Genomic DNA, 24,563 nt, shown 5'->3' on the forward strand with positions numbered 1-24,563 from the left:
AAATATTTCTTGGGGTGGCTCGATTTTAAACATGATACTCCATTCAATCGGCTAGAGATTGAATTTGAGTAAAATCGTTACCAAACTTTTGGTTCATGCTGTTAAACTACAAGCCTTCCTCATTATTAATAGTAAGAATAAGGGGAGGAAATCATGCTTACAGATATTGATGTATATAGATGTATTGTTAAAGATCGTTTGGAGAAAGTGAAGGAAGAAACATATGGAAATAGTTGCTATTATAAAACTGATAAAAATCTAAAATTGCTGCTGACAATTTTGAATGTATTTGTATAAACAGCAAATACAATAATAGAAAAAGTGAGCCACTATCCCTCTGGATAGTGGCTCCAATTGTGTAGAAAGAGGTTGTGGAAGGTTCAGGTGAAGGTGCCATGTAAAACAAAAGATGAGGAGTGCCAGGCACCTTGCACTTACTATATAACATGCAGAAACAGACATGTTTGAAAGAGACAACAGTTTACAGGGCTTTAAAATGTGTGTTTTACCATGCTGTACAAGTCAAATGAAATTCTAATCTAGACTGCTGCATAATCAGGATAAGGTAAATTACATAGTCTAATATAGATACATGAAAGGAAGGGGAGAGTATTATGAGTGGTCAACCACCTATTAACAATAAAGTGGTCGAGGTATTAGTCAAGAGTGTACTAAGTAAAAATGGAGTCAAAGCGGATGAGGTCAAAAGAAGTATACCGGAAGAACAGAAAAAGATGTTGAGGGAAATGGTGGAAGACTTAAAGAGGCAAGTTGAAGAATTTCAGCAAAGTCAAAAGGAAGAAAACAGTGAATGATTCATGAAAGCACCTAGAACTAGGTGCTTTTGCTATTTTTAAGGAAGCTAGTGAATTTGTACAGTCTTATAGAAAAAAAAACCATAAAAATATCATATAACCACAAGAAAGGAGTGTCTAAATGTCTGTTTTTAGAAATGTAGATTACTATGATATTGACCATGGAAGAGATAGATATTCGTACTTTGATGATACAGCATTTGAAGGAACTAGGAGAAATTGCGGTTGTGGTGACCACTGTGGATGTAAGAGTTCCCATGAATTTAGTAATCACCAATCAGTTGAATCGAACTTCCAAAGCAATAACGATGCTTTTGAACTACAGGATGGAGCCCAACTATCATGGATGGATCAAGAATCAGCTGAAGTAATTTGGGTAAAGGAATCTTGCCACATTAAAGTGAACACAACTGATACTCAAATAGGTGTCTCTCTTCAAGCTGCTTTGCAACTAGCCATTGCCCTCGTTTTAAATATCTCAATTGCTGATGGGCAACAAAGGGATGCTGTATCTCAAGAGCTTACACAACAATTCAATATGGCGCAAAAGAATAAGCAAAAAATCTTAATTTATAACACAAAAGACGCAAATGTAACTACGAAAGATACAGATTTGGCAATTAACATTCAATTAATGCTTCAAGTCCTGATTGCATTAGTGCTATTGGTAGATATCTTATAAAGGAAAGGGGTGTAACATATGTCAAAAACAAAAGAGTGGCGAGCATTGGATTACTGCGAGGACAATAGAGGGGGTTCACAAGCGATTGTAGAACAGGATGCCGAACAGACGAACATTACAAAACAGCTCTCAGAAGAATGGATCATTATTAAGGATTCAGAATGTGTTAATGTTGAAACAACTGATACACAGGTAGCACTATCTTTACAAATCGGTATCGAAGCAGCGCTTGCCATTGTGCTTCGCTTGGCTATAGCAGATGATAATCAAGTTGAAGATATCTTACAAGACTTCAAACAGATTTCTAAGACAAATCAGAGCAATCGCCAAAAAACAATTGTAGAAAAGTCGAAGTATGTTGACATTGTCACAGTTGATACAGATATTGCAGTACATCTACAAATACTCATTCAACTTCTTCTTGGTGTCATTGCTACGTTAGACATTCTGTAATATGGGTGAAGGCGGAAAATTACCAGCAATCATTGGTGGGTAATTTTCCTGCCTATCACCACGATAAGAATAAGACAAAATAAGAAAGGATGAATCAACTTGCCAGAATTAACAAATAGGCAGAGAGCTTTATTGGGTTTACTCAATCAGCTGTCACAAAATAACACTTCTCTCATCGATAGAGCAACTACAACTGGTGTCGAAGTAGACTTTCCGTCCGTAGACTTTAATGTCGACTTCGGAGGGATTTCGATAGATCGTCGACCAACACCGCCAACACCAAATCCACCAATACCTCCAACCAGTCCAGCATCAATAAGGGAGCTACTATTATCCTTAGTAAACGAGCAAGTAGAAGTTACCGTTCCGTTTGGACCGTTAACTGGAGTGCTACTTGCCGTCAGAAACGACTATATCGTACTTGTCGAGGCTGACGGATCGCAAGTGCTAATTCGAATAGACAAAATTGAATTAGTGAGTGAATTATAAAGGAGGAGTGTAATAAATGTTTGAAGCAACTTTCACTGCTGAATTGGCTAGACGTTTAGGAGCAACAGTAGAGGTCACCACGGATAGTAATGTAATTGAAGGGATACTCTCGACAGTTACAGGTGATTTAGTTCTAGTTATCGAGGTAACTAGTGGATACGGGACCACAACCAAACAGTATGTCGCAGCAAGTGCCATCAACTATGTCCGATTCCCTGTAGCAGTCTAATAACTTGATTATGAATATTAAAATAACAATGATTGTGCAACAAGTAGAACTTGTTCCTCGGATGTTTTTCCACTATTCTGTGGAATAGTTACTAGTCATTACTTTTCTTACGGGGAACAAATATAAAATCGGACACCGTTTTAAGAAATAGCCTTGCCTGGTATGGGGGAAGGCTGTTTCTTAATGGAGGTAAAAAATGTAGTGTATTTTACTTGCATATCATAGTATATCAGCATCTTTATTCTATATTGTATCCTTCGTGTCTGCTTTCTTTAGGAGTTGTATGACGAATAAAACCAATTACTGTTAGTTACTTCATTATATGCTGATTAACCCATAAGTGCTAATGTCCTACTTACCTCTTCAGACCTTTTTTATTATCAAATACAGACAAATTATAATTTGTCTAAATCTGTCACATGAAATCGCTGTTCTTATATCCTCACATGTCCTATCACGCTGTTCAGTATTCTATCCCGTCTATTAAGGAAGATAGACAGTTAAAAAAATGTCCGGTTATATTCTGAAACAAAATCTTTCTTCAAGATGCAGAATGCTGATACATGTATATTAAAATCTAGTCTGTATATTATCCTAATTTTCGATCGAATATGATGAGTATTTTAATTTAATCTTGTTTATGCCTACACATTCTTGTTTTCTCGACTGATGGTAACTTTGATCAAAAACTATTGGAAATAGGTGGTTTTTTCAATTTCGTGAAAATGTAATGTTTTGGTTGATATGTCCAATCTTATAACTTATGAATCCATAGATTGATATTAAGTGAAGAAGGAAGTTCTAGTATGTATCTAGGGAAGTCAGCGTCGATAATACTACTAATATGATGAAGGAATACAGAAGAAATATCTCTCTTAAGGATAGTGAAGGTAAATTCCCTCTATTCCATTTTCTAAGAATGAGGGAAGATAAGGATGCATTTTTAGCAGATTATAATTTAACATCCGTAAAGATTATGAAAGAAAGATACATCTCAAAAAACGAAAGTAGCTTGCATCTTTCATATAAATTAATGTGTTGCTTTATAAAGGGAAAAGTATTTGAATTCACTAACAATCCAAGAAAAGATACAAGGTTAAGAGATGAGATCAACTTATTTCTACGCTGAGTATATCTCGAAGTACAATGAGAAGTCCTTTGAAGTTAATAATTTAACGTCACGCTGTAGATTTTGCCTTTTATTATCTGCTTCATTTATTAGATAAAAACATGAGAGCAAGAAAATGGGTTATCTGGGAACTGGTCTATAGACGATCAGCTATCAATAAGTAAACTCTTGGTGACAATTAATAAGAATAATAGTTGGAGGGGAGTTTTTTTAAGTTGTTTAAAGATGCAATAATATTGGTTACTGGAGGAACAGGCTCATGGGGGCATGAGCTTGTGAAGAAGCTTCTACCATTCGAACCGAAAGAGATTCGAATATTCTCGCGTAATGAATTTGCACAGGTTAATATGAAGAGAAAGTATTCGGATAATCCCATTTTAAAATTTGTGATAGGTGATGTTAGAGACTTTGAAGCCGTGAACGAAGCAGCAAGAAATGTTGATTATATTTTTCATCTTTCGGCGCTAAAACATGTTCCAATCTGTGAAGATCAACCATTGGAGGCATTGAAGACTAATGTTCACGGAACGGAGAATGTGATTAAAGCGAGTTTAATTCAAAATGTAAAAAAAGTTATTGATGTATCGACAGATAAGGCAGTGGAACCGATTAATTTCTATGGTATGACAAAAGCGATTGGTGAAAAGCTTGCCATCCAAGCCAACCAGTTAAGTAACCATACTCGTTTTGTTTGTATTCGTGGAGGTAATGTTATTGGAACAAATGGTAGTGCCATCCCATTTTTCAAAGATCAAATCATACACCATCATTCTGTACCTCTAACATCAAAAGAAATGACCCGCTTCTTTTTGACCGTCTCTCAAGCGATTGATTTATTATTATACGCATCCGAAAAAGCAATTGGCGGAGAAATATTTGTTATGAAGATGAAAGCATGTCGGATTATTGACTTAATTGAGGTTTTGAAGGAGCATTACGCTACTAAGGAAATTACTATAAAAGAAATTGGCATTCGGCCAGGTGAGAAACTGCATGAAGTATTAGTATCCGAAGCTGAATCACGTAACGCTTGTAAATTTGATGAGAATTATTACGTCATCTTACCTGATAATGCCTCTGAAGAATTAAGAGAAAGATACGGGAAGCTACCAAAGGTTAGTTTTGCTCGATATCAATCAAATGATAAATTGATGCAGTTATACGAAATTGAGCAAATTCTTATGGACGCTGATTTTATTTCAACAAAAGCAATTTTTGATAACGATGTTGAAAGGAAAGAGTAAACGATATAAAAAAATGGTCTGACTCAGAATCACGATTATGTGATACTCGGTGTCAGCCATTTTATTTAGGTGGGAGGCATTAAGAATAAGTTTTTTTACAGTATTGTTTTTATTTGATCGACCAGTTGCTTTGCACGGTGAGCAGCTGAATGGTTATGGTGAATGAAATGGAAACCCTGCTCTATTATTCGTTTTCTTTTCTGCTCGTTTATTAGGTAGTATTCTGCTTTCTCCGCAAAATTCTCCTCATTTATATCTACAAAATGTTTACCTGGTAATAAGCCGATCTCTTTTAGTTCCGGCAAGTCAGGGGCCAATAGTAACGTACCGCAAGCTGGAACTTCAAAATATTTAAAAGTCACCACTTGCCGGATAGATCCACATGCAAAAAAGAGTTTTGCCTTGTTAATTTCCCGTGCATAATTCTCTTTAATTAAGGCCTCTTTCGCTTGTTTTTCCGAAAAATTTTTCCAACCTGGATGAGGGGAAGTTACAAATCTAGGGTCAGATTTAAAATATTTTAATATCTGTTCTCTTAAAGGGTATATTTTCGGCAGAGAGGTTTCCCCTAACATCATCATGTCAATTGACTTTTCAATGTTGTATTTTTTGAATATGGAGATATTAGCAAATTGGGGTAAAAAGAAAACTTTGTCATGTTGTTGGTCTGGGTAATAATTGAAGAAATTATGCTTACATATGACAAAGAATATTTTGATATGATTAGCTGTTATATACCTTTTCCGTTGATTCACAAATCGGTGGGCATCATTCACTACCAGTGCTGTTGGAATGTTGATAGTGGACAAACCGTTAACCACTGGGGCAAAATTTTTCCCTACATCATTTAGAATTAAGATGAAATCTGGTTTGTAAGGAATATTGTGTAGTATTTTATTGATATGTCCAGATTTTCGATAGACCATCAGATTTGTTATATTTGCTAATTCTTTCTCTAGAACGTGGTAATTATTATTTGTAAAATGAGAAGTATCCGTTGCTATAAGTAATATATTCAGCATCGGTAATATTCTCCTTTCTCAAAAGTAATAAGCGCCTTTTGATATCAAAAGGCGCTTGCCTGTTACGTTTAAATATCATATCCTAATCGTTTTAAAGTTTTATAAAACTTTTCATTGATTTGTATTTGTTGCGTTTGACTTAAGACAGATTTCCATGAATTTGACCGACCCTCCCTTACAAAAGGGATGTTCGGATTAACAAGTGGTGACCTGCCGTTAAGATGCTCATGTTGTTTCTTCTCTAATTCTTTCATATTATCAAAGGATGCCCATTTTACCGCTTCGTTTATTTCTTTGTTCGTTCTGTTCAAATTTAAGAATTTTATAATCCTTTGTGCTTCTTTAAAAGTGTTTTCTAGGAGATCTTCATATTTAATCAGCAGAAATCCATTGTTAACGTTTTTCTGATTGTCAAGCCAGCTTTCTATATTCTTATCCCAGAATCCAGGACCGATGCTTCCTTCCATAAAAGCATCAAAGAAATCATTAAAGCTCCGTGTATCACCAAAGTATTTCTGAAAATGATGATAATAAGAAATGACGATATCTCTTGGATCTCTTACAAGGTAAATAACTTTCGGATAGGTTGGATCATAACCATGATGGCTCCAAACAAGATGTGGGGAGGGAAGTCCGACAATTGGCTCGCTATCTATGTTTTGAATCATCATCCCTTTAGTTGCCCAATCTAATTTTTTCTTGTACAGTAACGTAGCAACAAGAAATAGTAGAAAATTGTTTCCTGACTTAGGGTAGGCAACTATACAAATATCATCTTCTTGAAATTTATATTTTCTATCTTTCGACACAAATATCATCCTCTCTTTTAATCAGTTTTATCCCTATCAACTTGTAAATAAAAAGTATCCGGATTATTCGGGTCAAAAAGTTCATTAGCCCAAAACAATACAATTATCTCTTCATCCGTTATATTTTCAATCGAATGCGTATAACCTGGAGGAATATCTACAATCTCAATATTTTGGTCTGACACAGTGTAAGTGATCGTTTTATCATTACCAATTTTCCTTAGTTTAATATTTGCTGTGCCTTTAATAACGCAAAACTTCTCTACCTTTGTATGGTGATAGTGATTTCCCCTTATGACACCTTTTTTTGTGGTTGACATAAATATTTGTCCAGCCTGGTGCGATTTGATTAATTCAATCAGACTACCCCTACTATCTTTATGTGTAGGCAATCTATAGGAAAAGTCGTTAGGTTCTATATAAGATAAATAGGTTGTATATAAATATTTAGTCAGCAAATCAGACAAATCCGGTATAATCAACGATTTCCGTATGTCTCTAATTTTATAAAGCCTATTAGCTAACTCTCCTACGGTTATATGAAAAGTTTGTTTGATATGTTGATAAAAAGTCTTTCCCATCTTTTTCTCATAAAGGCAATCTATGAAACTATTCACGACATCATCAATATATACAAGCTCCAACATTTTATCTGCATCATGGATATCTATTTCCCTATGATGTGCAATTTCATGGCAGAACGTAGCAACAACTGAATTGTAATGCGGTTTACACCACTTACCGAAGACACCTGGCAATTGATAAATTCTTACGTCTGCCCCAGTCTCTATGCTGAATTTTTTTAGAACTTCTTCAGCTTCTTTTTTACTTTGACCATAAGGGTTATTCATCTCTGCTTGCCTTGAAGATGAAAAAACTATCAGTGGTGTTTTATTCTGATCCTTCAAATATTTAACAATGGTCTCTGTAAGTCCTTTATTAACTTTAGTAAACTCTTCATTTTCCTTAGGTCTGTTAACTCCTGCAAGGTGATAGACTATATCAGCATTATTTAAATACTGATATAACTGCGATACGTCATCATTTCGATGATACTGATTGACAATGATCTTTTTGTCTTGTTGCAGTACATCTATTAAATTTTTACCAATAAATCCTCCTGCCCCGGTTACTAATACGTTAATCATGTTATACTCTCCTATCTGACTAAAGCTCAATTTTTGCACTATTAGTTATTCTTCTACATATTATGTTTTATATCAGAGGATGTGTAATAATAGGGCGGAATTGGGGCAACCAATTTAAAAGGAGGTAAGGCAATTTATGACGGATTTATTTGTTCATACAAAAGATTGGATGAAAGAAACTACTAAGAATAAGGATTTAGATGATGTTTATAAAGAGTTTTTTAAAGACGAGGTAGTGACATTTAGAGTTCCAAAAGGAGATACACCAGAATGGGTGGATTGGGTAATACCTCCAAAGTTCGGAGTTGAACATAGGTTTCCTGAATCTTATGTTTCCATGATAAAGAACGGAAGTATTTGGATGTGTGATAAAGGTGAAGGAATGGTATATACAATGACTCCTGACCAAAAGTGTTTGCAAGATATGGTTTTTCATTTATATCATCCATATTTTGAAAGGGTGGCTCACAAGCATATACCTGTACCAACACTTTACAATGGCAACTTGGGTGTTTTATCCTGGGCCGGGCACACGAATTACTGGCATTGGTTACATGATATACTAGGACGCTATCATTTATTGCAGCTAAGTGGATTTCACATTGACAAATATGTTCTACCGGCTATGACTAAGCCATTTCAACGAGAAACTGTAAGAATGCTTGGAATTCCTGACGAAATGATTCTACAGCTTAAAGCTGGACAGCACTTGAAAGCTGAAAGTTTAATTCTACCCTCGGTTCCCTTTAATGCAGGAACATGTGTAAAATGGACAATTGAATTTCTTCGGAAATCTTTTCTTAAGACACCCCCAAAAAATGAATTAAGTAACTTTGAAAGAATTTATGTCAGCAGGGAAGATGCTTCATGGCGGAAGGTTGCTAATGAACCGAAGCTTATGAAACTATTAACGATTAAAGGCTTTAAAAAAATCGTCTTAAGTTCTCTGACTGTACAGGAACAAATTGATATTTTTTCCTCAGCCAAAGTGATCATTAGTCCAAATGGTGCAGGCCTAGCAAATATAATGTTTTGTCAGCCTGGAACGAAAATTATTCAGCTTTTTACTTCTACTTCTGATGAGTTCGTAAAAATTGGACAATACTTAGGTTTAGATTACCACCTACTAAAATGCAGGACTGCTAATCCCGGTTCTAAATCCCATGAAGTCCTCAAAAACCTTGTTGTTGATGTTAACAAATTAAGGACGATGTTAAATAATGAGGGGATTAGCTAGTCAAATTGTCTTTTTACAATCCTCTTTTGGAAACCCTCCTATTGATAAAGACCCCGGCTTGATTGTTTTTGTTTATTAATAACGAATGCTCTGCAGGGAATATCACCACATTATGTTTATTATTTTGGAAGCAAGATTCTATCTAAAGAAATATCTTCTAATTCCTAACCTGTGTCAATGCGCAAGTACAAAAGCCGAGACAAAGTCAATAGTGGTATCATACTTTATCTTGAATCAATTGTTTTTCTATGCTATTGGAACTGATCTGTAGTACAACATGGGGAATTTGTTTTTTGTTTAGGGAAGAAATCAAACAGGGATTAAACGAAGCAGCATATTAACCATAGTTTTAAAGAATCCATTGATTATACTTTTGATAAATTTACGCAAGGAGGAAATGAAATGTCCAAATTGACCCACCTTGATCAACTAGAAGCGGAAGCCATTTATATCATCCGTGAAGTAGCAGCAGAATGTGAAAATCCAGTTATGCTTTATTCGATTGGTAAAGACAGCTCTGTGATGCTCCATCTGGCAATTAAAGCATTTTATCCTGAGAAACCGCCATTTCCTTTTATGCATGTTAATACAACATGGAAATTTAAAGAAATGATTGAGTTTAGAGATCAGGTTGCAAAGAAACACGGAATAACCATGATTGAGCAGATTAATGAGGAAGGTATAAAACAAGGTATTAATCCATTTGATTATGGTGCCTCTTATACTGATATTATGAAAACGCAAGCGTTAAAACAAGGTCTAGATAAATATGGGTTTACGGCTGCATTTGGAGGGGCTCGTCGTGATGAAGAGAAGTCACGAGCAAAAGAGCGAATCTTTTCTTTCCGTAATAAGAATCATGCGTGGGATCCTAAAAATCAAAGACCCGAAATGTGGAAGCTTTATAACACATCTATAAATAAAGGGGAGAGTATTCGTGTATTTCCGCTTTCTAATTGGACGGAGAAAGATATCTGGCAGTATATAAAGCGGGAAAATATTGAGATTGTCCCACTCTATTTCGCAAAAGAACGTCCGGTAGTGGAACGCGAAGGTAACATCATAATGGTAGATGATGATCGTATGAAATTGGCCTCAGGTGAAAAGGTGGAGATGAAAAAAATACGATTCCGTACACTTGGCTGTTATCCTCTCACTGGTGGTGTAGAGTCTGAGGCCGATACGCTTGATGAAATTATTGAGGAAACACTAAGTGCGATTTCATCTGAACGCACAAGTCGGGTGATTGATCACGAAGCTAAGGGCAGTATGGAACGTCGGAAACGAGAGGGGTATTTCTAACATGAAAAGTCTATTGAAATTTATTACTTGCGGCAGTGTAGATGATGGTAAAACAACATTAATTGGACATATGCTTTTTGAGGCAAAACTGATATTTGCAGACCAGGCAAAAAGCTTGGAGCTTGACAGCAAAGCCGGTAGTCGTGAAGGGCGGATTGATTATTCTTTTCTTCTTGATGGGCTGATAGCTGAACGGGAACAGGGTATTACGATTGATGTAGCGTACCGTTATTTTACTACAGAGAAACGGTCTTTTATCGTTGCAGATACCCCTGGACATGAGGAATACACCCGTAATATGGCAGTGGGTGCGTCTTTTGCAGATTTAGCGGTTTTATTAGTCGATGCGTCAAAAGGAGTTATTACTCAGACAAAACGCCATGCCCGAATTTGTGCACTAATGGGAATAAAGCATATTGTATTGGCTGTCAATAAAATGGACTTAGTAGATTATGACCAAGAGCGTTATGAGCATATCAAACAAGATTTTGAAGAGTTGGTATCTAATCTTGATCTTGAAAGTGTCCGTGTTATCCCTGTATCGGCTACTGAAGGAGATAATATTATCAAAAAGTCGCAGAACACGCTTTGGTATAAAGAAAAAGCCCTTTTACCGTATTTAGAATCTATTGAAGTAAAACAAAAAGTGAAACGGGATAAATTTTTAATGCCAGTCCAGCGTGTAAGCCGTCCAAATCATACATTTCGTGGTTTCCAAGGTCAAGTGGAAGCTGGTACGATCCACGTTGGAGATGAAATCTTCGTTCTTCCAAGCCATGAAAAAGCAAAAGTGAAAAGCATCCTAGTATCTGGGAAAGAAGAGAACTCTGCTGTATACGGTCAACCAGTTACTATCCAATTAGATCATGAAGTTGATGTTTCCCGCGGTGATGTACTTACAATAAGTAAAGAATTAAAAGTGGCTGATATGCTGACAGCAACTGTTCTTTGGATGGATGATAAGGAACTAGTTGAAGGTCAAAATTACCTTATTAAAGTTGGAACAAAAACACTGCCGTGTATGGTAGTGACCATAAAAAATCAAATCAATATTAATAATGGTCTAAAAACACCTGTTGACAAAGGGATTAAGAATGAAATGATTGAATGTGAGATAGCTCTATCCGAAAGCATAGTGTTCGACCGTTTTGAAAATAATGAAGCAATGGGTGGTCTAATTCTTATTGACCGTGTATCGAATATGACATCTGCATGTGGAATTATTGAACAGTCGGTAAATCGTTCCAATAATGTCATTTGGCAAGAAACAGATGTTACGAGAGAAATACGCGCAACCCAAAAGGGCCAAATTCCATTAACATTATGGTTTACTGGTTTATCTGGGTCTGGTAAGTCTACACTTGCAAATGAAGTAGAGAAACGTCTTGTGGCTAGAGGATTTCATACGATGTTATTGGACGGAGATAATTTACGTCATGGTTTAAATAAAGATCTTGGATTTAAAGAAACGGATCGTACAGAAAATGTACGACGTATGGCGGAGGTCTCCAAGTTAATTAATGAAGCTGGATTAATATCAATGGTATCCCTTATTTCACCTTTTAAAAAAGACCGTGATGATGCTCGTGAAATACTAGGAGATTCATATATTGAAATCTATGTAAATACGCCACTCAAAGAGTGTGAAAAACGTGATCCGAAAGGTCTGTATAAAAAAGCACGTTCGGGTGAAATTTCAAAATTCACAGGGATATCGAGCGTATATGAGCCACCGGAAAAACCACATATCCAAATTGATACAAGTAAATATACTTTAGAAGAAGCTACTGATCTTGTAATGAAACAAGTATTGGAATATTTAAGTTAATGGTATGTTAACTATTAAAACGAAAGTGGATGCTGTGGTTGGGAGGAGCAGTATGTAGATGACATGGGAAATGATATTTGTTGCTGTTATGATTATCGTAATGTTTTGCGCGCTGTTATTTGAAGTTTTAAGGCCGGATATTATTATGTTTTCTGTCGTTATTGTATTTCTCCTCACAGGTTTACTAACAACCGAAGAGGCGTTGAAAGGATTTTCCAATGAAGGAATGCTTACGGTGGCGCTGTTGTTCATTGTAGCAGGTGCTGTTCAGAAACATGGAGTAATTGACCGGTTTGTGTATAAATGGTTGGCTTCAGGAAAAAATATAAAAGGTTCCTTGTTGAAGTTTTATATATCAATTGCAACATCTTCAGCTTTTCTAAACAACACGCCAATTGTAGTTACGTTTACTCCTTTATTAAAGAAATGGGCGGAAGATAATAATCTAGCCCCCTCTAAATTCTTAATCCCATTATCTTATATAACTATATTAAGTGGAACGATCACTTTGTTGGGCTCCTCAACTAATATGGTTGTTCATGGATTGCTGCTTGACCTTGGTTTGGAAGGATTTTCACTGTTTCAATTGGCTGTCGTTGGGCTCCCTATTACAATTGTTGGATTTATCTTCTTGTTTACCATTGGAATCAAATTGTTGCCAAACCATAAGAGTTCCGACAACCAAGTACAGGTTGAATCAAGAGAATATCTAGCAGAAATGACGGTTGAATCAAATTTTAAGTATATTGATTGTTCCGTGAGGGAAGCAGGGTTAAGAGAATTAAAAGGTCTGTATCTAATACAAATCAACCGTGGGGATGAAACAATTTCCCCGGTCAAATCTACAACCATTATTCGAGAAGGCGATCGTTTAATTTTTACAGGACTTATTTCTACAATTGCTGATTTAGAGAAAGTCAGTGGACTAAAGCTAGAAACAGGTTCTGAATTTCAATTAGATGATTTAAGAAAAAGTGATATTCATTTATTTGAAGTAGTTATATCCCATGAATCCTCTCTTTTAACAAAATCTATTAAACAATCAAAGTTCAGAACAAAATTTGATGCAGGTATCTTAGCGGTTCATAGGGATAATGAACGTATAAAGAGCAAAATTGGAGATATTATCTTGAAAGCAGGAGATAGGTTATTACTATTATCTGGTTCTGAATTTACGGAAAAATATGAAAGGTGTAACGAATTTTATGTTATTTCCTCTCTTGATACCCCATCTAGGTTAGAGGAAAATAGAAATAAGGGTTGGTTTGCGGTTAGTGTGCTTATTTTGATGATTGTATTGGTAACCACTGGATTTTTAACTATGTTTAAAGCGATGGCCCTAGCAACACTATTATTGATGCTATTTAGAGTAATTAATATTGAAGAGGCGAAAAAATATATTCAGTTTAATATCTTATTGTTAATTGCCAGTGCATTTGGAATTGGTACTGTTATGACAAAGACGGGATTGGTTGGAGTCATAGCGGATATAATACTTTCTTTAGGCGAGCCTCTTGGACTCATTGCTATTTTATTCTCCATTTATATATTAACGAACATTCTAACAGAGGTGATTACAAATAGTGCCGTAGCCGTGTTGATGCTCCCGCTTGGGATTGAAATTGCAAATTCTTTAGGTGTATCTTATGTAGGATTTGCAGTGATAATCCTCATAGCTGCGTCGGCAAGCTTTGTTACCCCAATTGGATATCAAACTAATTTGATTGTATATGGACCAGGGGCTTATAAATTTAAAGACTTTATTAAAATAGGAATACCACTTAGTCTATTAATTATGCTTATAACAGTTACTATTGTTTCATTAATTTGGTTTTAATAACAAAAGGTGGTATAGGAATGGATCATTTTCTAAGTGATTTAACGAAAATTGTACTGGAAGCTGGAAAAGAAATATTAGATGTGTATGGTGAAGATTTTGATTTCGAATATAAAGAGGATGATTCCCCGCTTACCCTGGCAGATCAACGAGCACATCGTGTTATTGTGCAAGGCTTACAAAATTTAGATGAAACTATACCAATATTAAGTGAAGAGGGAAGATCAATTCCTTATATGGAAAGGAAAAGTTGGGATAAGTTTTGGTTGATTGACCCACTAGATGGCACGAAGGAATTCATTAAGAAGAACGGAGAATTTACCGTGAATATTGCGTGTATAGAAGGGAGTTATCCATCATTAGGGATTATTTACGCCCCAGCTCTCGATGTGCTCTATTTAGGATATAACAAGGAAGCGTATAAATTGGAAAAGGTATCAGGTGTTGATTTTGAAAATGATTATGATTTATTGAAAATGAGTGTTCGTTTGCCGGATAAAGAAAATAGTGTTTTAAGGGTAATAGCAAGTCGTTCCCACATGTCAAAAGAAACTGAGACATTTATTAATGACCTTAAGGAAAAACATGATGAGATTGAAGTCATCTCATTAGGAAGCTCGCTTAAATTTTGTTTAGTAGCAGAAGGAAATGCTGATTATTATCCGAGGCTTACTCCAAGTATGGAATGGGATACCGCAGCGGGGCAAGCGATTGTTGAAGCGGCTGGTGGGAAGGTGATTAATTATGAGGAAGGAAAACGACTGTATTACAACCGGGAAGACTTACGGAATGGTTGGATGTTGGCAGAACTACCATAAGTTAATAGAATTTTGTGCTAAATAAATTAAATATATAAAGAGAAAATAAACAGTCGGGAGAACGCCCTGACTGTTTATATTTTGCTATAGATACTTTAAAAAACCATCCCAATGTTCCAAGTTCTTTCGAGTAGTGCTTTCTTTATGTTCTCTTATGTTGTAAACGGTAAAGTTTTTGTATTGAAACTTATAGGACTTGATTAATTCGTTTAATACACTGACATCTTCATACAGACGGCCGTCTTGATAAGTTATGATAGGAAAGCCGCCAATTTTTTTTAATGAAGATGTGCGGTATATCCTAGGCCCAAGAGGGAAATGGTATGATAGTAAATCTTGTCTGTTTTTGACACTACGCCCCATAGAGACTTTTTTGAAGAGTATACTATTGTTTGTTTGTTTCCACCTTCGTAGATTTCCATACAACACTGCAGTGTTATCCTGTAAGTCTGCTATCTGTTTTTTTATGACGGAAACGGCATCAGGGTCCAACCAGTCATCGGCATCGAGTTCTAAAATAAAATTGGTATGAACATGTGGAAGTAAATAATTTAAGGCCCTTGCCTTTCCTTCGTTTTGCTTGTGGAATATTTCAATTGTTGATATCGACTTCCATTTATTGATCTTATTTAAGGATTTGTCAGATGAACCATCATCTATAATATAGATCCTATCTGGTTTTTGATTTTGCAGCAGACAGGAATTTATTGCGTTCTCCACATATTTCTCCATATTATAATTGGCTATAAAGATGGCCAGACTTGGATGAGTCGTTTGAGTTTTGTTCGTTTGATATTTTTCCATGAAACGTTGTTTTTCCAGCCAGTTTCTGTTCAGCTGTTCTCTACCACGCATGACTAGTTTTTCTTTAATTTTGATACGAGAATCGTCTACTGTTGAAAGCCAGGCAGGGAAAATTGCCTCCGAAAAAGGAAGCTGCTGTTCTGGCGGAAAAGGATTTTCTTTCATGAATTCTGTCCGAATTAATAATGGGTAATGAACAGAGGTTTGTTTTTGGTGATAGGTATGAGCTAGGACCATTTCGGATGCCTTCAACTCGAACTCTTCGGTAATTGCCATTGGAGAAAGATATTCTGCATTCTGTAGGATGAGAACATACTCGCTTTGTATCTTGGAGATTAAATCATCTACTGCTTTGCTCAATTCCCCAGTTTTAAATTTATGGAATTCAACGTTAAAAAGTTGGTGTTGGATATAGAGATGAGATTTATCTTCATGTAATACGATAACAGAATGTATTTTGGAAGAGATGATGTTTAAAGAGTGGAGCGTTTTCTGTATTGTTGATTGTTCAGTGTAATTAACGAGAAAGACAGTGATTTCCTTCATCAAAACCCCCCAGTCTTGAGTATAGATACAAATGTTAGCTATATTAATATATATGACTAGGTTGGCTTTGTATAACATCAATTATTGAGGCAATAAATCTATCATATATTTATTTCTTTCGTCCGCACAGAATGGATCGATGTCTCTTTTCCATATTCGCGACGAACAGCTTTTCTTGCCTCTACAGTCGATCGGGCGTATACAGGGAGAAGCGTAGTGCCATCTTCTTTTTCAATAGTTACGTAAAAACATTTTACACCACAGCGCATAGATAAACTCCTTTCCTTCGGGACATTCCTGACATAATCTCCGAATGTCCCCTATTAGGTGCTATTCAAACTTCAAATAAGATACTCCATTAATCTTTAAGATTTGACCTTCTTTTATTTCCACTTGGATGGAAGGGCTATTTATAATTTCAAAGATCCGGGGATCATTACCCTCCTCAAAAATCTGTAAATAACCAAATTCTAATTCAGAAGCTGCAACGACAGTATAACTTCCAGCTGCAATATCTGCACCAACTTCCCATATCCCAGCTGTCAACTCGTTTAATTGTTCTGTTGGAACTGGGGTGAGATATGCCCAATCTAGACCGTCAAAATATACTTCATGGGAACCGTTCAGATTTAGTGTTACTCTTTCCACTCCCCCTAGACCTAAAACCTCTTCCAATAATATTACTCCATTTTCATCTGAAACTACAACCCTTCCAGATTGCGGAACCCTTCCCGGTTCACCGGTATGAATCATATACCTACCAGCAGGGGGAGTAATGCCAACACCTGGTCTTTCAATAGGTGAAACGAGGATTTCTTCGGCTTCCTCATTAGTCCGCTGAATTGTTTCATAAATAGTAGGGCTCACTTCTCCGATGAGTTCTTCTCGTTCTTCACCGATAATTTCATTGTTCTTCTGGTATTGTACAACTTTTTCAGAGGCTTCTGATGTGCATCCTATTAATAGGATAAAGCAAGTCAGTATATTAAGGAAAAGAATCTGCTTCATATCATTCTCCTCCTAGGATTTTAGCCTTTGCATCGCCATGATAATAATGCTCATAAAATTCTAAAGTGCCAAGAGGGCCAATGGTGACCTCTTTATTCTCGTCATTCGCTACGTTAAGCATCCAATGGAGTTGTTCCTCCTTAGACATGTTGACAGTTGGAATACATAGTAGGTGGTCCGCAATATAGAGATGGTCCTCCGGTAAGCTATAAACAAGAGACAACTTTTCATATTCCTCAGGAGATATGTCCAGTTTGATATATTTTTCATCTTTATTTTGTGCATTTTGTTCGTGAATAAAGTCCCCGTCTTTTAAATAAAGGACCCTGTCCGCATATAAATCAAGATTCGAGAGAAGGTGTGATGCGATGAATAACAATTTACCTTCTTCCTTCATTTCAGCAAGCCTTCTGGAAATGAGAGCGACATTTGCCACATCAAGGCCGTTCATTACTTCATCCATCAGCATGACAGGTGTGTCGGCACAGGCGAGCATGGCAAAACAGAGACGTTGACGCATTCCAAGGGAATAGGTTTTTACTTTCTTTTTCACATACCCTTCCATTTGGAGATACTTATAAATATCCTCCACCTTTTTATCTGAATTCCACATGTCTGCATATAGTTTCATATGCTCCACACCAGATAGTTCCTCAAATAGATCAGCTTGGTCTGGAAGAGTTGCAAGCTGATTATGGATAGCGATTTCTTGCTTCTCCGTTTTATACTGCAGTTTTTCACGGAACGTCACGTTTCCTTTATTCGGTTTTAAAAAGTTGGCAATAACATTAAAAAGTGTCGTCTTTCCAGTACCATTTGGAGCAACTAGTCCAATGATCTCCCCAGCCGTAGCAGTGAGGGAGAGATTTTCTAATACAGTTTTATCCTTATATCTGACCGTGATACTTTCCAGCTTAAGCATGAATTTCCCTCCTATTGCTCATTCTTCACCGTTAAAACGCTTTAGTTAGCGGATTGTTTTTTGGTACTTGAAGATACGTATATTTATTCCAAGCATAAATAATTACAATTAAAACGAGACTCACTATACCTAAAGTTATCATCGCATTCCAAAAATCAATGGCAGGATTATTTAATTCGGCAGCAAGCTCTCCCGAAAGTACTTTGTTTATATCAATATATTTGATGGGATGCAGAAAACGAGCTTCAAATCCAGCAGCTCTTACGATATCTGGAAGGATAAAAATTCCTAGTCCGATTAAAACATTGGCAAAAGCATGCCGGAACATCATATTCATTAAGACGGAAAGAAGCAGAATAAGAATCGTTACGACCCCAAATCCAATAAATAGATAAGCTAAGTATTGGATCGTTGAAATAGCGACATATGTATCATTCTGGTACATTAAAACAGGGAATTGAAAGCCTCCACCTTCTACATTTCGTGATAAGTATGAATACCCGATAGCTATTCCGAGAATTAGAAAAGTAAAAATAAATAAGCTGTGTACGAAAACCTTACTTGTAATCTTTTTTATGAAAGTTATGGGTACACCTTTCAAGACGGAATGATGCTTCCTTTCGTAGACGAGTATTTCATTGCCGCTAATCAGCAAAATAATGAGGAATAAGAGACCTGACATCATAGCTAGTCCATTTGTAATATAATGATTCGTCATGAAGGAATCAGATTCAATAGGCAAATCATTGTCTCTGATATAGTGCAACAAGGCATCTTCCTTTAAGATATCCTCTCTCGGGACAATGAGATGATCAGATATTCCGCTATTTCCCAGATCATGGACTTCCAGCCTAAGCTGATTAATTTCCAAACCATCTTCTACATACTGTTCCGGGTCACTGCCTCCTCCAATATTCCAAACTTGCATGCCTAGCAGGGATTGGATTTCTGTATGACGCTCATAAACTTCTGCTACTTCTGGTATAGCATGGCGTCCACTATCCAAATGATAGAATACAGCGTATGACGTTTGATATTCATTTCGTTTCTGATCCTGAAGGCTCATCTGTTCCTCTTGACTATAATAGATGAAATATAATAGAAAAAAGAGAAGCAGAAATATAGCGAGCAACCAGCTTTTCCGATTGATATACACCATTTTCCATTCAAATCTAGTAAATTTCCAAAACATAATATTATTCCTTTCTAATTAAGCTGATTTCGCATAAAAGCGGCGCTTATTAAAAACTCGTGAGGCAATCAATAATGCAATCTCCACTATTAAGATGGAGATTAATAAGACGATAATGCCTTTTTCGTATGTAATGGATTCCAGATGAAGTAAGTAATATTTTTCTCCAGATATAATCCTACCGAAATCAAAATACGTTTGTGGAAAATTGCTTAGGTCAATACCAAACAGTTCGGTTGTTGTTCTAGAGTAATAGATTCTTTCAGAGAAGAAGAGGGCAGTCGCTATCATTAGTACAACCCATGAGTTTCTGAATATTAAGCTCAAAAGGGCATTGATTCGGATGAATAAATAGATAAGAATAGGTACAATTCCTACGGTTAGTAATAAAAATTTTGCAATCGTGATGGTGTCAAACTCACTAAAACGATAACCGAAGTAATCCTCTGGTTCTGTGCTTGGAATTGTGATAGGTACCGCCAGCTGAAAGAATCCAAATCCATTCTGGATGGAAATCATAACAACAGCAAGCAATGCAAGCCCTGCAAGAACGATGAATGTATAAAGGAAAGCGACAAAAGATTTGATATTAATCAATTGGTACCAGCCAATCGGCATCCCTTGCAAGATTGAACGGTGTGTCCTGTCTCTAGAAAGCATATCGCTGCTGAAGTAGATTGCACAGAAGATAATAAGGGCAGCGGTAGTTCCTAAAAGGAATTTTACAATAGTCTGTAGGGCTGTTTTTTGTTCAATTATTTCATATGTAATTGGATAATCTCCTTCTAAATAATCGTTGTAACGCAGGTTGGAAAGCTCTGAATCCCGCATTGTATCGATGGAAGGGTAAGGTGCGTCACCAATGATCATCCAATCAGAAGTTTGACTTGCTGCATAATGATCATTGATTTTCATCCTCAAGTCCAGGAATCTGTTGAAATCTTCGTCTTCAAAGGCGTAGATCATTCTGCTTAAGATATTCCTTTTGTAAGTGTCTGTTGCATATTGTGTTTGACCTGTAAATTCGACAAATCCAGTTGCACCACGATCAATCATTCCCTGTCTAAGGGCATCAAGGTTCTTAATTTCTTCCTCTGTTTTTTCGACATCAAAAGAATCAGGAGTCTCCATTGTTGGCAGGATAAGCAAACAATAGCTTAATAGTAAACTTAATATTGCAATAATGAAGAATATATTTTTCCTGCTTCTCATCATCATCTTTAATTCATGGCGAATCATCGCAAGTTTCATCGTAAATCCCCTTTAGATTTATTTCTCTATTTAATGTAATATGATTGTGAATTTATGGAAAATTATATCACTATCCTAGAGTGATGGTCAATGTTGATTTAACGGGAAGTTTGTTGATTTTTCTATAATTCAGTTATATTCTTTTTATTTAGAAAGTGATAAGGTGAGAATAAGGTATACATTATCAACTACAGTGAGGGATAAAATGCAAAGTCGGTTTTCGTTACAATCAAAAATTCTTCTGCTAATTATTGTTCTAATTGTATCTACAACTATAATGTTAGGGAGTATTTTTTCTTATTTTGAGTTTATGGACACCAAAGATGAAATGGGAAAAAGAGCATTGGAAACAGCAAACATAGTCGCAAGGTTACCCACGGTAATTAACGCATTTTATATCGAAAATCCGGAAGTGATTATCCAGCCGAAAGCCGAAGAGATTAGAAGACAAATAGGTGCAGAATTTATAGTTGTGGGGAATTCGGAGAGCATACGTTATTCTCATTCTGATCCTAGTAAAATAGGTAAGCAGATGGTTGGAGGAGATAATGATCGGGCATTAATTAACGGCGAATCTTATATATCGGAAGCCACAGGGAGTCTTGGTCCCTCATTGCGGGGGAAAGCTCCCATTATTGGAGTGGATGGAGAGATTATAGGTCTTGTTTCTGTAGGTTTTATGATGGAAGATATCAAATCGATTATTTATAATAGATTACTAAAAATCAGTATAGCTTCTTTAGGAGTACTGCTAGTTGGTATTATCGGCGGTATTTTTCTAACCAAGAATATTAGGAAAGATACGATGGGATTTGAGCCGTATGAAGTATCTGATATGTTTAGGGTAAGAGATGCAATCTTGTCTTCTATAAATGAAGGGATTATTGCAGTGGATAAAGCCGGTAGGATCACCTTAATGAATAATTCCGCCAAGAAGCTAACAGGGATAAACAGTGATAATGATTTAACTATTGGTGAAGTATTTCCAGATCTAGACCGCAAAAGTATTTTTGATAGCAATAAGCAGATTACAAACTCGGAAATTGTTGTTAATAATAGGGTTGTAATAGTTAATAATACCCCTATAAAAAAAGATGAGCAGAATGTTGGTTTTGTAATTAGTTTTCGAGATAAGACAGAAATGAAAGAACTTGTAAATACTCTATCTGAGGTTAGAAAGTATTCAGAGGACTTACGGGCACAAACCCATGAATACACGAATAAATTATACGTTATTTCTGGTTTACTTCAATTGGGCAATTATAGAGAGGCTATAGAATTAATTCAAGCAGAATCAAAAGTAACTGAAAATCAAAATAAAATATTATTCGAGCAAATTAAAGATTCTACAATCCAAGCTATTTTATTAGGGAAAATTGGCCTTGCATCTGAAAATAAAATTGAGCTGGTATTGGACGAAAACTGCTACTTAGATAATGTGCCGAAACATATACAGCCTACACAATTAATAACAGTGATTGGTAATTTAATTGATAATGCGATTGAAGCAGTGCGAGGTACAAAACAGGGAAAAGTAATTTTCTCTGCTACAGATTTAGGTAATGATCTAATTTTTGAGGTTTCAAATAATGGGGAACCTATTCCGGAAGTGGTAATGGAGAAAATCTTTAAAAAAGGATTTTCAACAAAAAATAAAGAAGGTCGAGGTTATGGATTGGCAATTGTACAGGAAACAATGAATGATTTAGCTGGCGATATTATCGTGGAAAATCATCCAACAAATGGTGTAACTTTCTCAGTATTTATCCCAAAAAAGAGTAATGGGAAGGGGGTAAAATATTATGATTAAAATACTAATTATTGAAGATGATTATCGCATAGCAGAAATCCACAAACGATTTCTCGAGGAACTAGATTACGTTACTGTTGTCGGCAAAGCATTGACTGGAAAAGAGGCGATAGAAATAGCCGGTAAAAATAAAGTTGATCTTGTTTTATTGGATTTATATTTACCTGATCTTATGGGGGAAGAAATTATTGATGAATTAAGAAAGACAGAGCAAGAAATGGACTTTGTTGTTGTTACTGCAGCTTCAGAGAAAGAAATAGTCGGTAAGCTTCTTCGCAGTGGAATCTTTGATTATATAATAAAGCCTGTAATTAAGGAGAGACTACTAGAGACGGTTGCGAGGTATAGAGAATTTAAAAAAAGTTTATTAGAAAAAAAGTCCATTGAACAAAATTTCCTTGATGACTTCTTCGGTGTCTCTGTTGATGAAAAAAATGAGCATCGAGTCAAACCGACTCCAAAAGGTATTGATCCTTTGACATTAGAAAAAGTTAGGGAAATACTATTCAATTCTGAACAGGGAATTACCGCAGATAAATTAGGAGAGAAAATAGGAGCTTCCCGCACAACAGCAAGAAGGTATTTAGAATTTTTAATCTCAGAAGAAGAGGTGGTCGCTGATTTACGATATGGGACAATTGGTAGACCGGAGAGAATTTATTTTATAAGTCAGTAAACCTCTTATTGATAATCAATCTACTTTTAAAATCAAGTGTACACTTGATTTTTTTTTGCAATTTTCATGAACAATATGAACAAAACGTTTTTTATAAATAGAAAGGTTTTTATTTTGGAAACGTTTACATAAACTTGTTGTTGTATTATCTTGAATAGAAGTAATTATCAATTATTTAATATTCGGAAGAGGGGGATAAGAGTGAGGAAATACTTAATTTTATTATTTATTCTAGTCGCAATGCTGATTAGTGCTTGCGGGGAAAATGAAGAAGGTAACGGTGAGGATGATGCGACTGAAACTTCCGCAGAAGAAACTTCAGCATCAGGAAGTGAAGGTGCAAAATGGAAACCTGAAGAATCTATTGAAATTATTGCACCGGCTGGAGCTGGTGGAGGATGGGATACAACAGCAAGGATGGCTGCACAAGTATTCTCTGAAGAAGGAATTATTGATGGAAATATTGGTGTTGTAAATATGGAAGGAGGAGGTGGGGCAGTAGCTTGGGCACATGTAGCAGGTTTTGAGGAGAACCCATACAAGCTCTTTGTCTCTTCACCGCCAATAATCTTTATTCCATTAAATGGTCAGTCAGAATATGGACATGAAGAATTCACACCTATAGCCAATATCATTGCTGATTATGCTGCATTCGCAGTTCGAGAAGACGCAGAATGGGATAGTATCAATGAATTATTTGAGGATATGAAAGAAGATCCTGAAAGCATTACGGTAGTTGGTACATCATCTCCAGGAAGTATGGATCACATGCAGTTCGTTCAAATTGCAAAAGCTGCAGGTGTTGATATTACAAAAATCCGCTATGTATCTGCCCAAGACGGTGGAGGATTGACGCAATTGCTGAATGGAAGCGTCGATGTATACTCAACGGGAGTAGCTGAAACAGTGGAACAAGTAAGAGCAGGTAATATTAAAGTACTAGGAGTTACTTCTGAAGAAAGATTAGAAGGGGATGTTTTAGAAGATTTCCCAACTGTGAAAGAACAAGGTATTGACGAAACATTTGTGAATTGGAGAGGCTTCTTTGGTCCACCAAACATGTCTCCAGATGCTTTAGCGTATTATGAAGCCAAATTCAAAGAATTAAGTGACTCAGATGCTTTTGCAGAAATCCGAAGTCAATTTGGCTGGGATGAATTGTATATGAATAGTGAGGAATATAGTCAATTCCTGGATGAGCAAAAGGAAAGTCTTGGCGCATTGATGGATGAGTTAGGACTGGGTAATTAAACCTTAGTATGAAGTCGATGACCTAAGTCGTCGACTTCATTTTCTACATATCAAGGGAGTG

Annotated in this window: 25 protein-coding genes; 16 read left to right on the plus strand and 9 right to left on the minus strand. The window is 36.1% G+C overall.

Going from position 1 to position 24,563, the window contains the following annotated elements; translation table 11 throughout:
• Positions 1–153 precede the first annotated feature (153 nt).
• The 8 genes from ACFSBH_RS20045 (at position 154) to ACFSBH_RS20080 (ending at position 5,041) form a co-directional block, all read left to right on the plus strand.
• Complete coding sequence (locus ACFSBH_RS20045) at positions 154–297, plus strand: hypothetical protein (RefSeq protein WP_379599426.1); 144 nt, start codon at positions 154–156, stop codon at positions 295–297.
• 317 nt (positions 298–614) lie between these two features.
• Positions 615–815: a spore coat protein gene (locus ACFSBH_RS20050; protein ID WP_251514418.1), complete on the plus strand. Its 201-nt coding sequence runs from the start codon at positions 615–617 to the stop codon at positions 813–815.
• A 121-nt stretch (positions 816–936) separates the two neighbouring features.
• Positions 937–1,497: a spore coat protein gene (locus ACFSBH_RS20055; protein ID WP_251514420.1), complete on the plus strand. Its 561-nt coding sequence runs from the start codon at positions 937–939 to the stop codon at positions 1,495–1,497.
• Between the two features lie 18 nt (positions 1,498–1,515).
• Positions 1,516–1,950 carry a spore coat protein gene (locus ACFSBH_RS20060; protein ID WP_251514423.1) on the plus strand — a complete coding sequence of 145 codons (435 nt, stop codon included), beginning with the start codon at positions 1,516–1,518 and terminating at the stop codon, positions 1,948–1,950.
• 132 nt (positions 1,951–2,082) lie between these two features.
• Complete coding sequence (locus ACFSBH_RS20065) at positions 2,083–2,439, plus strand: DUF2642 domain-containing protein (RefSeq protein ID WP_379599429.1); 357 nt, start codon at positions 2,083–2,085, stop codon at positions 2,437–2,439.
• A gap of 16 nt (positions 2,440–2,455) precedes the next feature.
• Positions 2,456–2,668: a hypothetical protein gene (locus tag ACFSBH_RS20070; protein WP_251514428.1), complete on the plus strand. Its 213-nt coding sequence runs from the start codon at positions 2,456–2,458 to the stop codon at positions 2,666–2,668.
• Positions 2,669–3,515: 847 nt separating this feature from the next.
• Complete coding sequence (locus ACFSBH_RS20075) at positions 3,516–3,797, plus strand: hypothetical protein (protein ID WP_379599431.1); 282 nt, start codon at positions 3,516–3,518, stop codon at positions 3,795–3,797.
• A gap of 215 nt (positions 3,798–4,012) precedes the next feature.
• Positions 4,013–5,041, plus strand: a complete 1,029-nt coding sequence (locus tag ACFSBH_RS20080; protein ID WP_379599433.1) for a polysaccharide biosynthesis protein — start codon at positions 4,013–4,015, stop codon at positions 5,039–5,041.
• Between the two features lie 95 nt (positions 5,042–5,136).
• Here the strand turns inward: ACFSBH_RS20080 and ACFSBH_RS20085 are convergent, their stop codons facing one another.
• The 3 genes from ACFSBH_RS20085 to ACFSBH_RS20095 form a co-directional block, all read right to left on the minus strand.
• Complete coding sequence (locus tag ACFSBH_RS20085) at positions 5,137–6,063, minus strand: glycosyltransferase (RefSeq protein WP_379599435.1); 927 nt, start codon at positions 6,061–6,063, stop codon at positions 5,137–5,139.
• A 68-nt stretch (positions 6,064–6,131) separates the two neighbouring features.
• Positions 6,132–6,872 carry a sulfotransferase domain-containing protein gene (locus ACFSBH_RS20090; RefSeq protein WP_251514435.1) on the minus strand — a complete coding sequence of 247 codons (741 nt, stop codon included), beginning with the start codon at positions 6,870–6,872 and terminating at the stop codon, positions 6,132–6,134.
• A 17-nt stretch (positions 6,873–6,889) separates the two neighbouring features.
• Entirely contained in the window at positions 6,890–8,020 is a 1,131-nt protein-coding gene (locus ACFSBH_RS20095) for a polysaccharide biosynthesis C-terminal domain-containing protein (RefSeq protein ID WP_251514437.1), read from the minus strand.
• Positions 8,021–8,156: 136 nt separating this feature from the next.
• On the opposite strand from ACFSBH_RS20095, the gene ACFSBH_RS20100 reads away from it, so the two are divergent.
• The 5 genes from ACFSBH_RS20100 (at position 8,157) to cysQ (ending at position 15,042) form a co-directional block, all read left to right on the plus strand.
• Entirely contained in the window at positions 8,157–9,257 is a 1,101-nt protein-coding gene (locus ACFSBH_RS20100; RefSeq protein ID WP_379599437.1) for a glycosyltransferase family 61 protein, read from the plus strand.
• Between the two features lie 402 nt (positions 9,258–9,659).
• Entirely contained in the window at positions 9,660–10,559 is a 900-nt protein-coding gene (cysD, locus tag ACFSBH_RS20105) for a sulfate adenylyltransferase subunit CysD (RefSeq protein WP_251514441.1), read from the plus strand.
• 1 nt (position 10,560) lies between these two features.
• Positions 10,561–12,387: an adenylyl-sulfate kinase gene (gene cysC / locus ACFSBH_RS20110; protein ID WP_251514443.1), complete on the plus strand. Its 1,827-nt coding sequence runs from the start codon at positions 10,561–10,563 to the stop codon at positions 12,385–12,387.
• A gap of 58 nt (positions 12,388–12,445) precedes the next feature.
• Complete coding sequence (locus ACFSBH_RS20115; protein WP_251514444.1) at positions 12,446–14,224, plus strand: SLC13 family permease; 1,779 nt, start codon at positions 12,446–12,448, stop codon at positions 14,222–14,224.
• Positions 14,225–14,244: 20 nt separating this feature from the next.
• Positions 14,245–15,042 carry a 3'(2'),5'-bisphosphate nucleotidase CysQ gene (gene cysQ, locus ACFSBH_RS20120; protein WP_251514445.1) on the plus strand — a complete coding sequence of 266 codons (798 nt, stop codon included), beginning with the start codon at positions 14,245–14,247 and terminating at the stop codon, positions 15,040–15,042.
• Between the two features lie 84 nt (positions 15,043–15,126).
• Here the strand turns inward: cysQ and ACFSBH_RS20125 are convergent, their stop codons facing one another.
• The 6 genes from ACFSBH_RS20125 to ACFSBH_RS20150 form a co-directional block, all read right to left on the minus strand.
• Positions 15,127–16,392 carry a glycosyltransferase family 2 protein gene (locus tag ACFSBH_RS20125; protein WP_251514446.1) on the minus strand — a complete coding sequence of 422 codons (1,266 nt, stop codon included), beginning with the start codon at positions 16,390–16,392 and terminating at the stop codon, positions 15,127–15,129.
• A gap of 101 nt (positions 16,393–16,493) precedes the next feature.
• Positions 16,494–16,661, minus strand: coding sequence for a hypothetical protein (locus tag ACFSBH_RS20130; protein WP_251514447.1), 168 nt, complete (start codon positions 16,659–16,661; stop codon positions 16,494–16,496).
• Between the two features lie 61 nt (positions 16,662–16,722).
• On the minus strand, positions 16,723–17,400 hold the full coding sequence (locus tag ACFSBH_RS20135) for a hypothetical protein (RefSeq protein WP_251514448.1): 678 nt from the start codon (positions 17,398–17,400) through the stop codon (positions 16,723–16,725).
• 1 nt (position 17,401) lies between these two features.
• A complete protein-coding gene (locus tag ACFSBH_RS20140) occupies positions 17,402–18,322 on the minus strand; it encodes an ATP-binding cassette domain-containing protein (protein ID WP_379599441.1) in 921 nt (306 codons plus the stop codon).
• A gap of 31 nt (positions 18,323–18,353) precedes the next feature.
• Positions 18,354–19,388: a hypothetical protein gene (locus ACFSBH_RS20145; RefSeq protein ID WP_379599443.1), complete on the minus strand. Its 1,035-nt coding sequence runs from the start codon at positions 19,386–19,388 to the stop codon at positions 18,354–18,356.
• A gap of 144 nt (positions 19,389–19,532) precedes the next feature.
• A complete protein-coding gene (locus ACFSBH_RS20150) occupies positions 19,533–20,765 on the minus strand; it encodes an ABC transporter permease subunit (RefSeq protein WP_379599445.1) in 1,233 nt (410 codons plus the stop codon).
• Between the two features lie 193 nt (positions 20,766–20,958).
• Between ACFSBH_RS20150 and ACFSBH_RS20155 the strand changes: the two genes are divergently transcribed.
• The 3 genes from ACFSBH_RS20155 to ACFSBH_RS20165 all read left to right on the plus strand — a co-directional run bounded on the left by ACFSBH_RS20155 (position 20,959) and on the right by ACFSBH_RS20165 (position 24,502).
• Positions 20,959–22,575: an ATP-binding protein gene (locus ACFSBH_RS20155; protein WP_379599447.1), complete on the plus strand. Its 1,617-nt coding sequence runs from the start codon at positions 20,959–20,961 to the stop codon at positions 22,573–22,575.
• A complete protein-coding gene (locus tag ACFSBH_RS20160) occupies positions 22,568–23,251 on the plus strand; it encodes a response regulator (RefSeq protein WP_251514453.1) in 684 nt (227 codons plus the stop codon). The genes ACFSBH_RS20155 and ACFSBH_RS20160 overlap by 8 nt, the downstream gene beginning before the upstream one ends.
• A gap of 201 nt (positions 23,252–23,452) precedes the next feature.
• On the plus strand, positions 23,453–24,502 hold the full coding sequence (locus ACFSBH_RS20165) for a tripartite tricarboxylate transporter substrate binding protein (protein WP_251514454.1): 1,050 nt from the start codon (positions 23,453–23,455) through the stop codon (positions 24,500–24,502).
• Positions 24,503–24,563: the final 61 nt, after the last annotated feature.

This window comes from Oceanobacillus luteolus (assembly GCF_042678205.1).
GTDB classification, from domain to species: Bacteria; Bacillota; Bacilli; order Bacillales; family Amphibacillaceae; genus Oceanobacillus; species Oceanobacillus luteolus.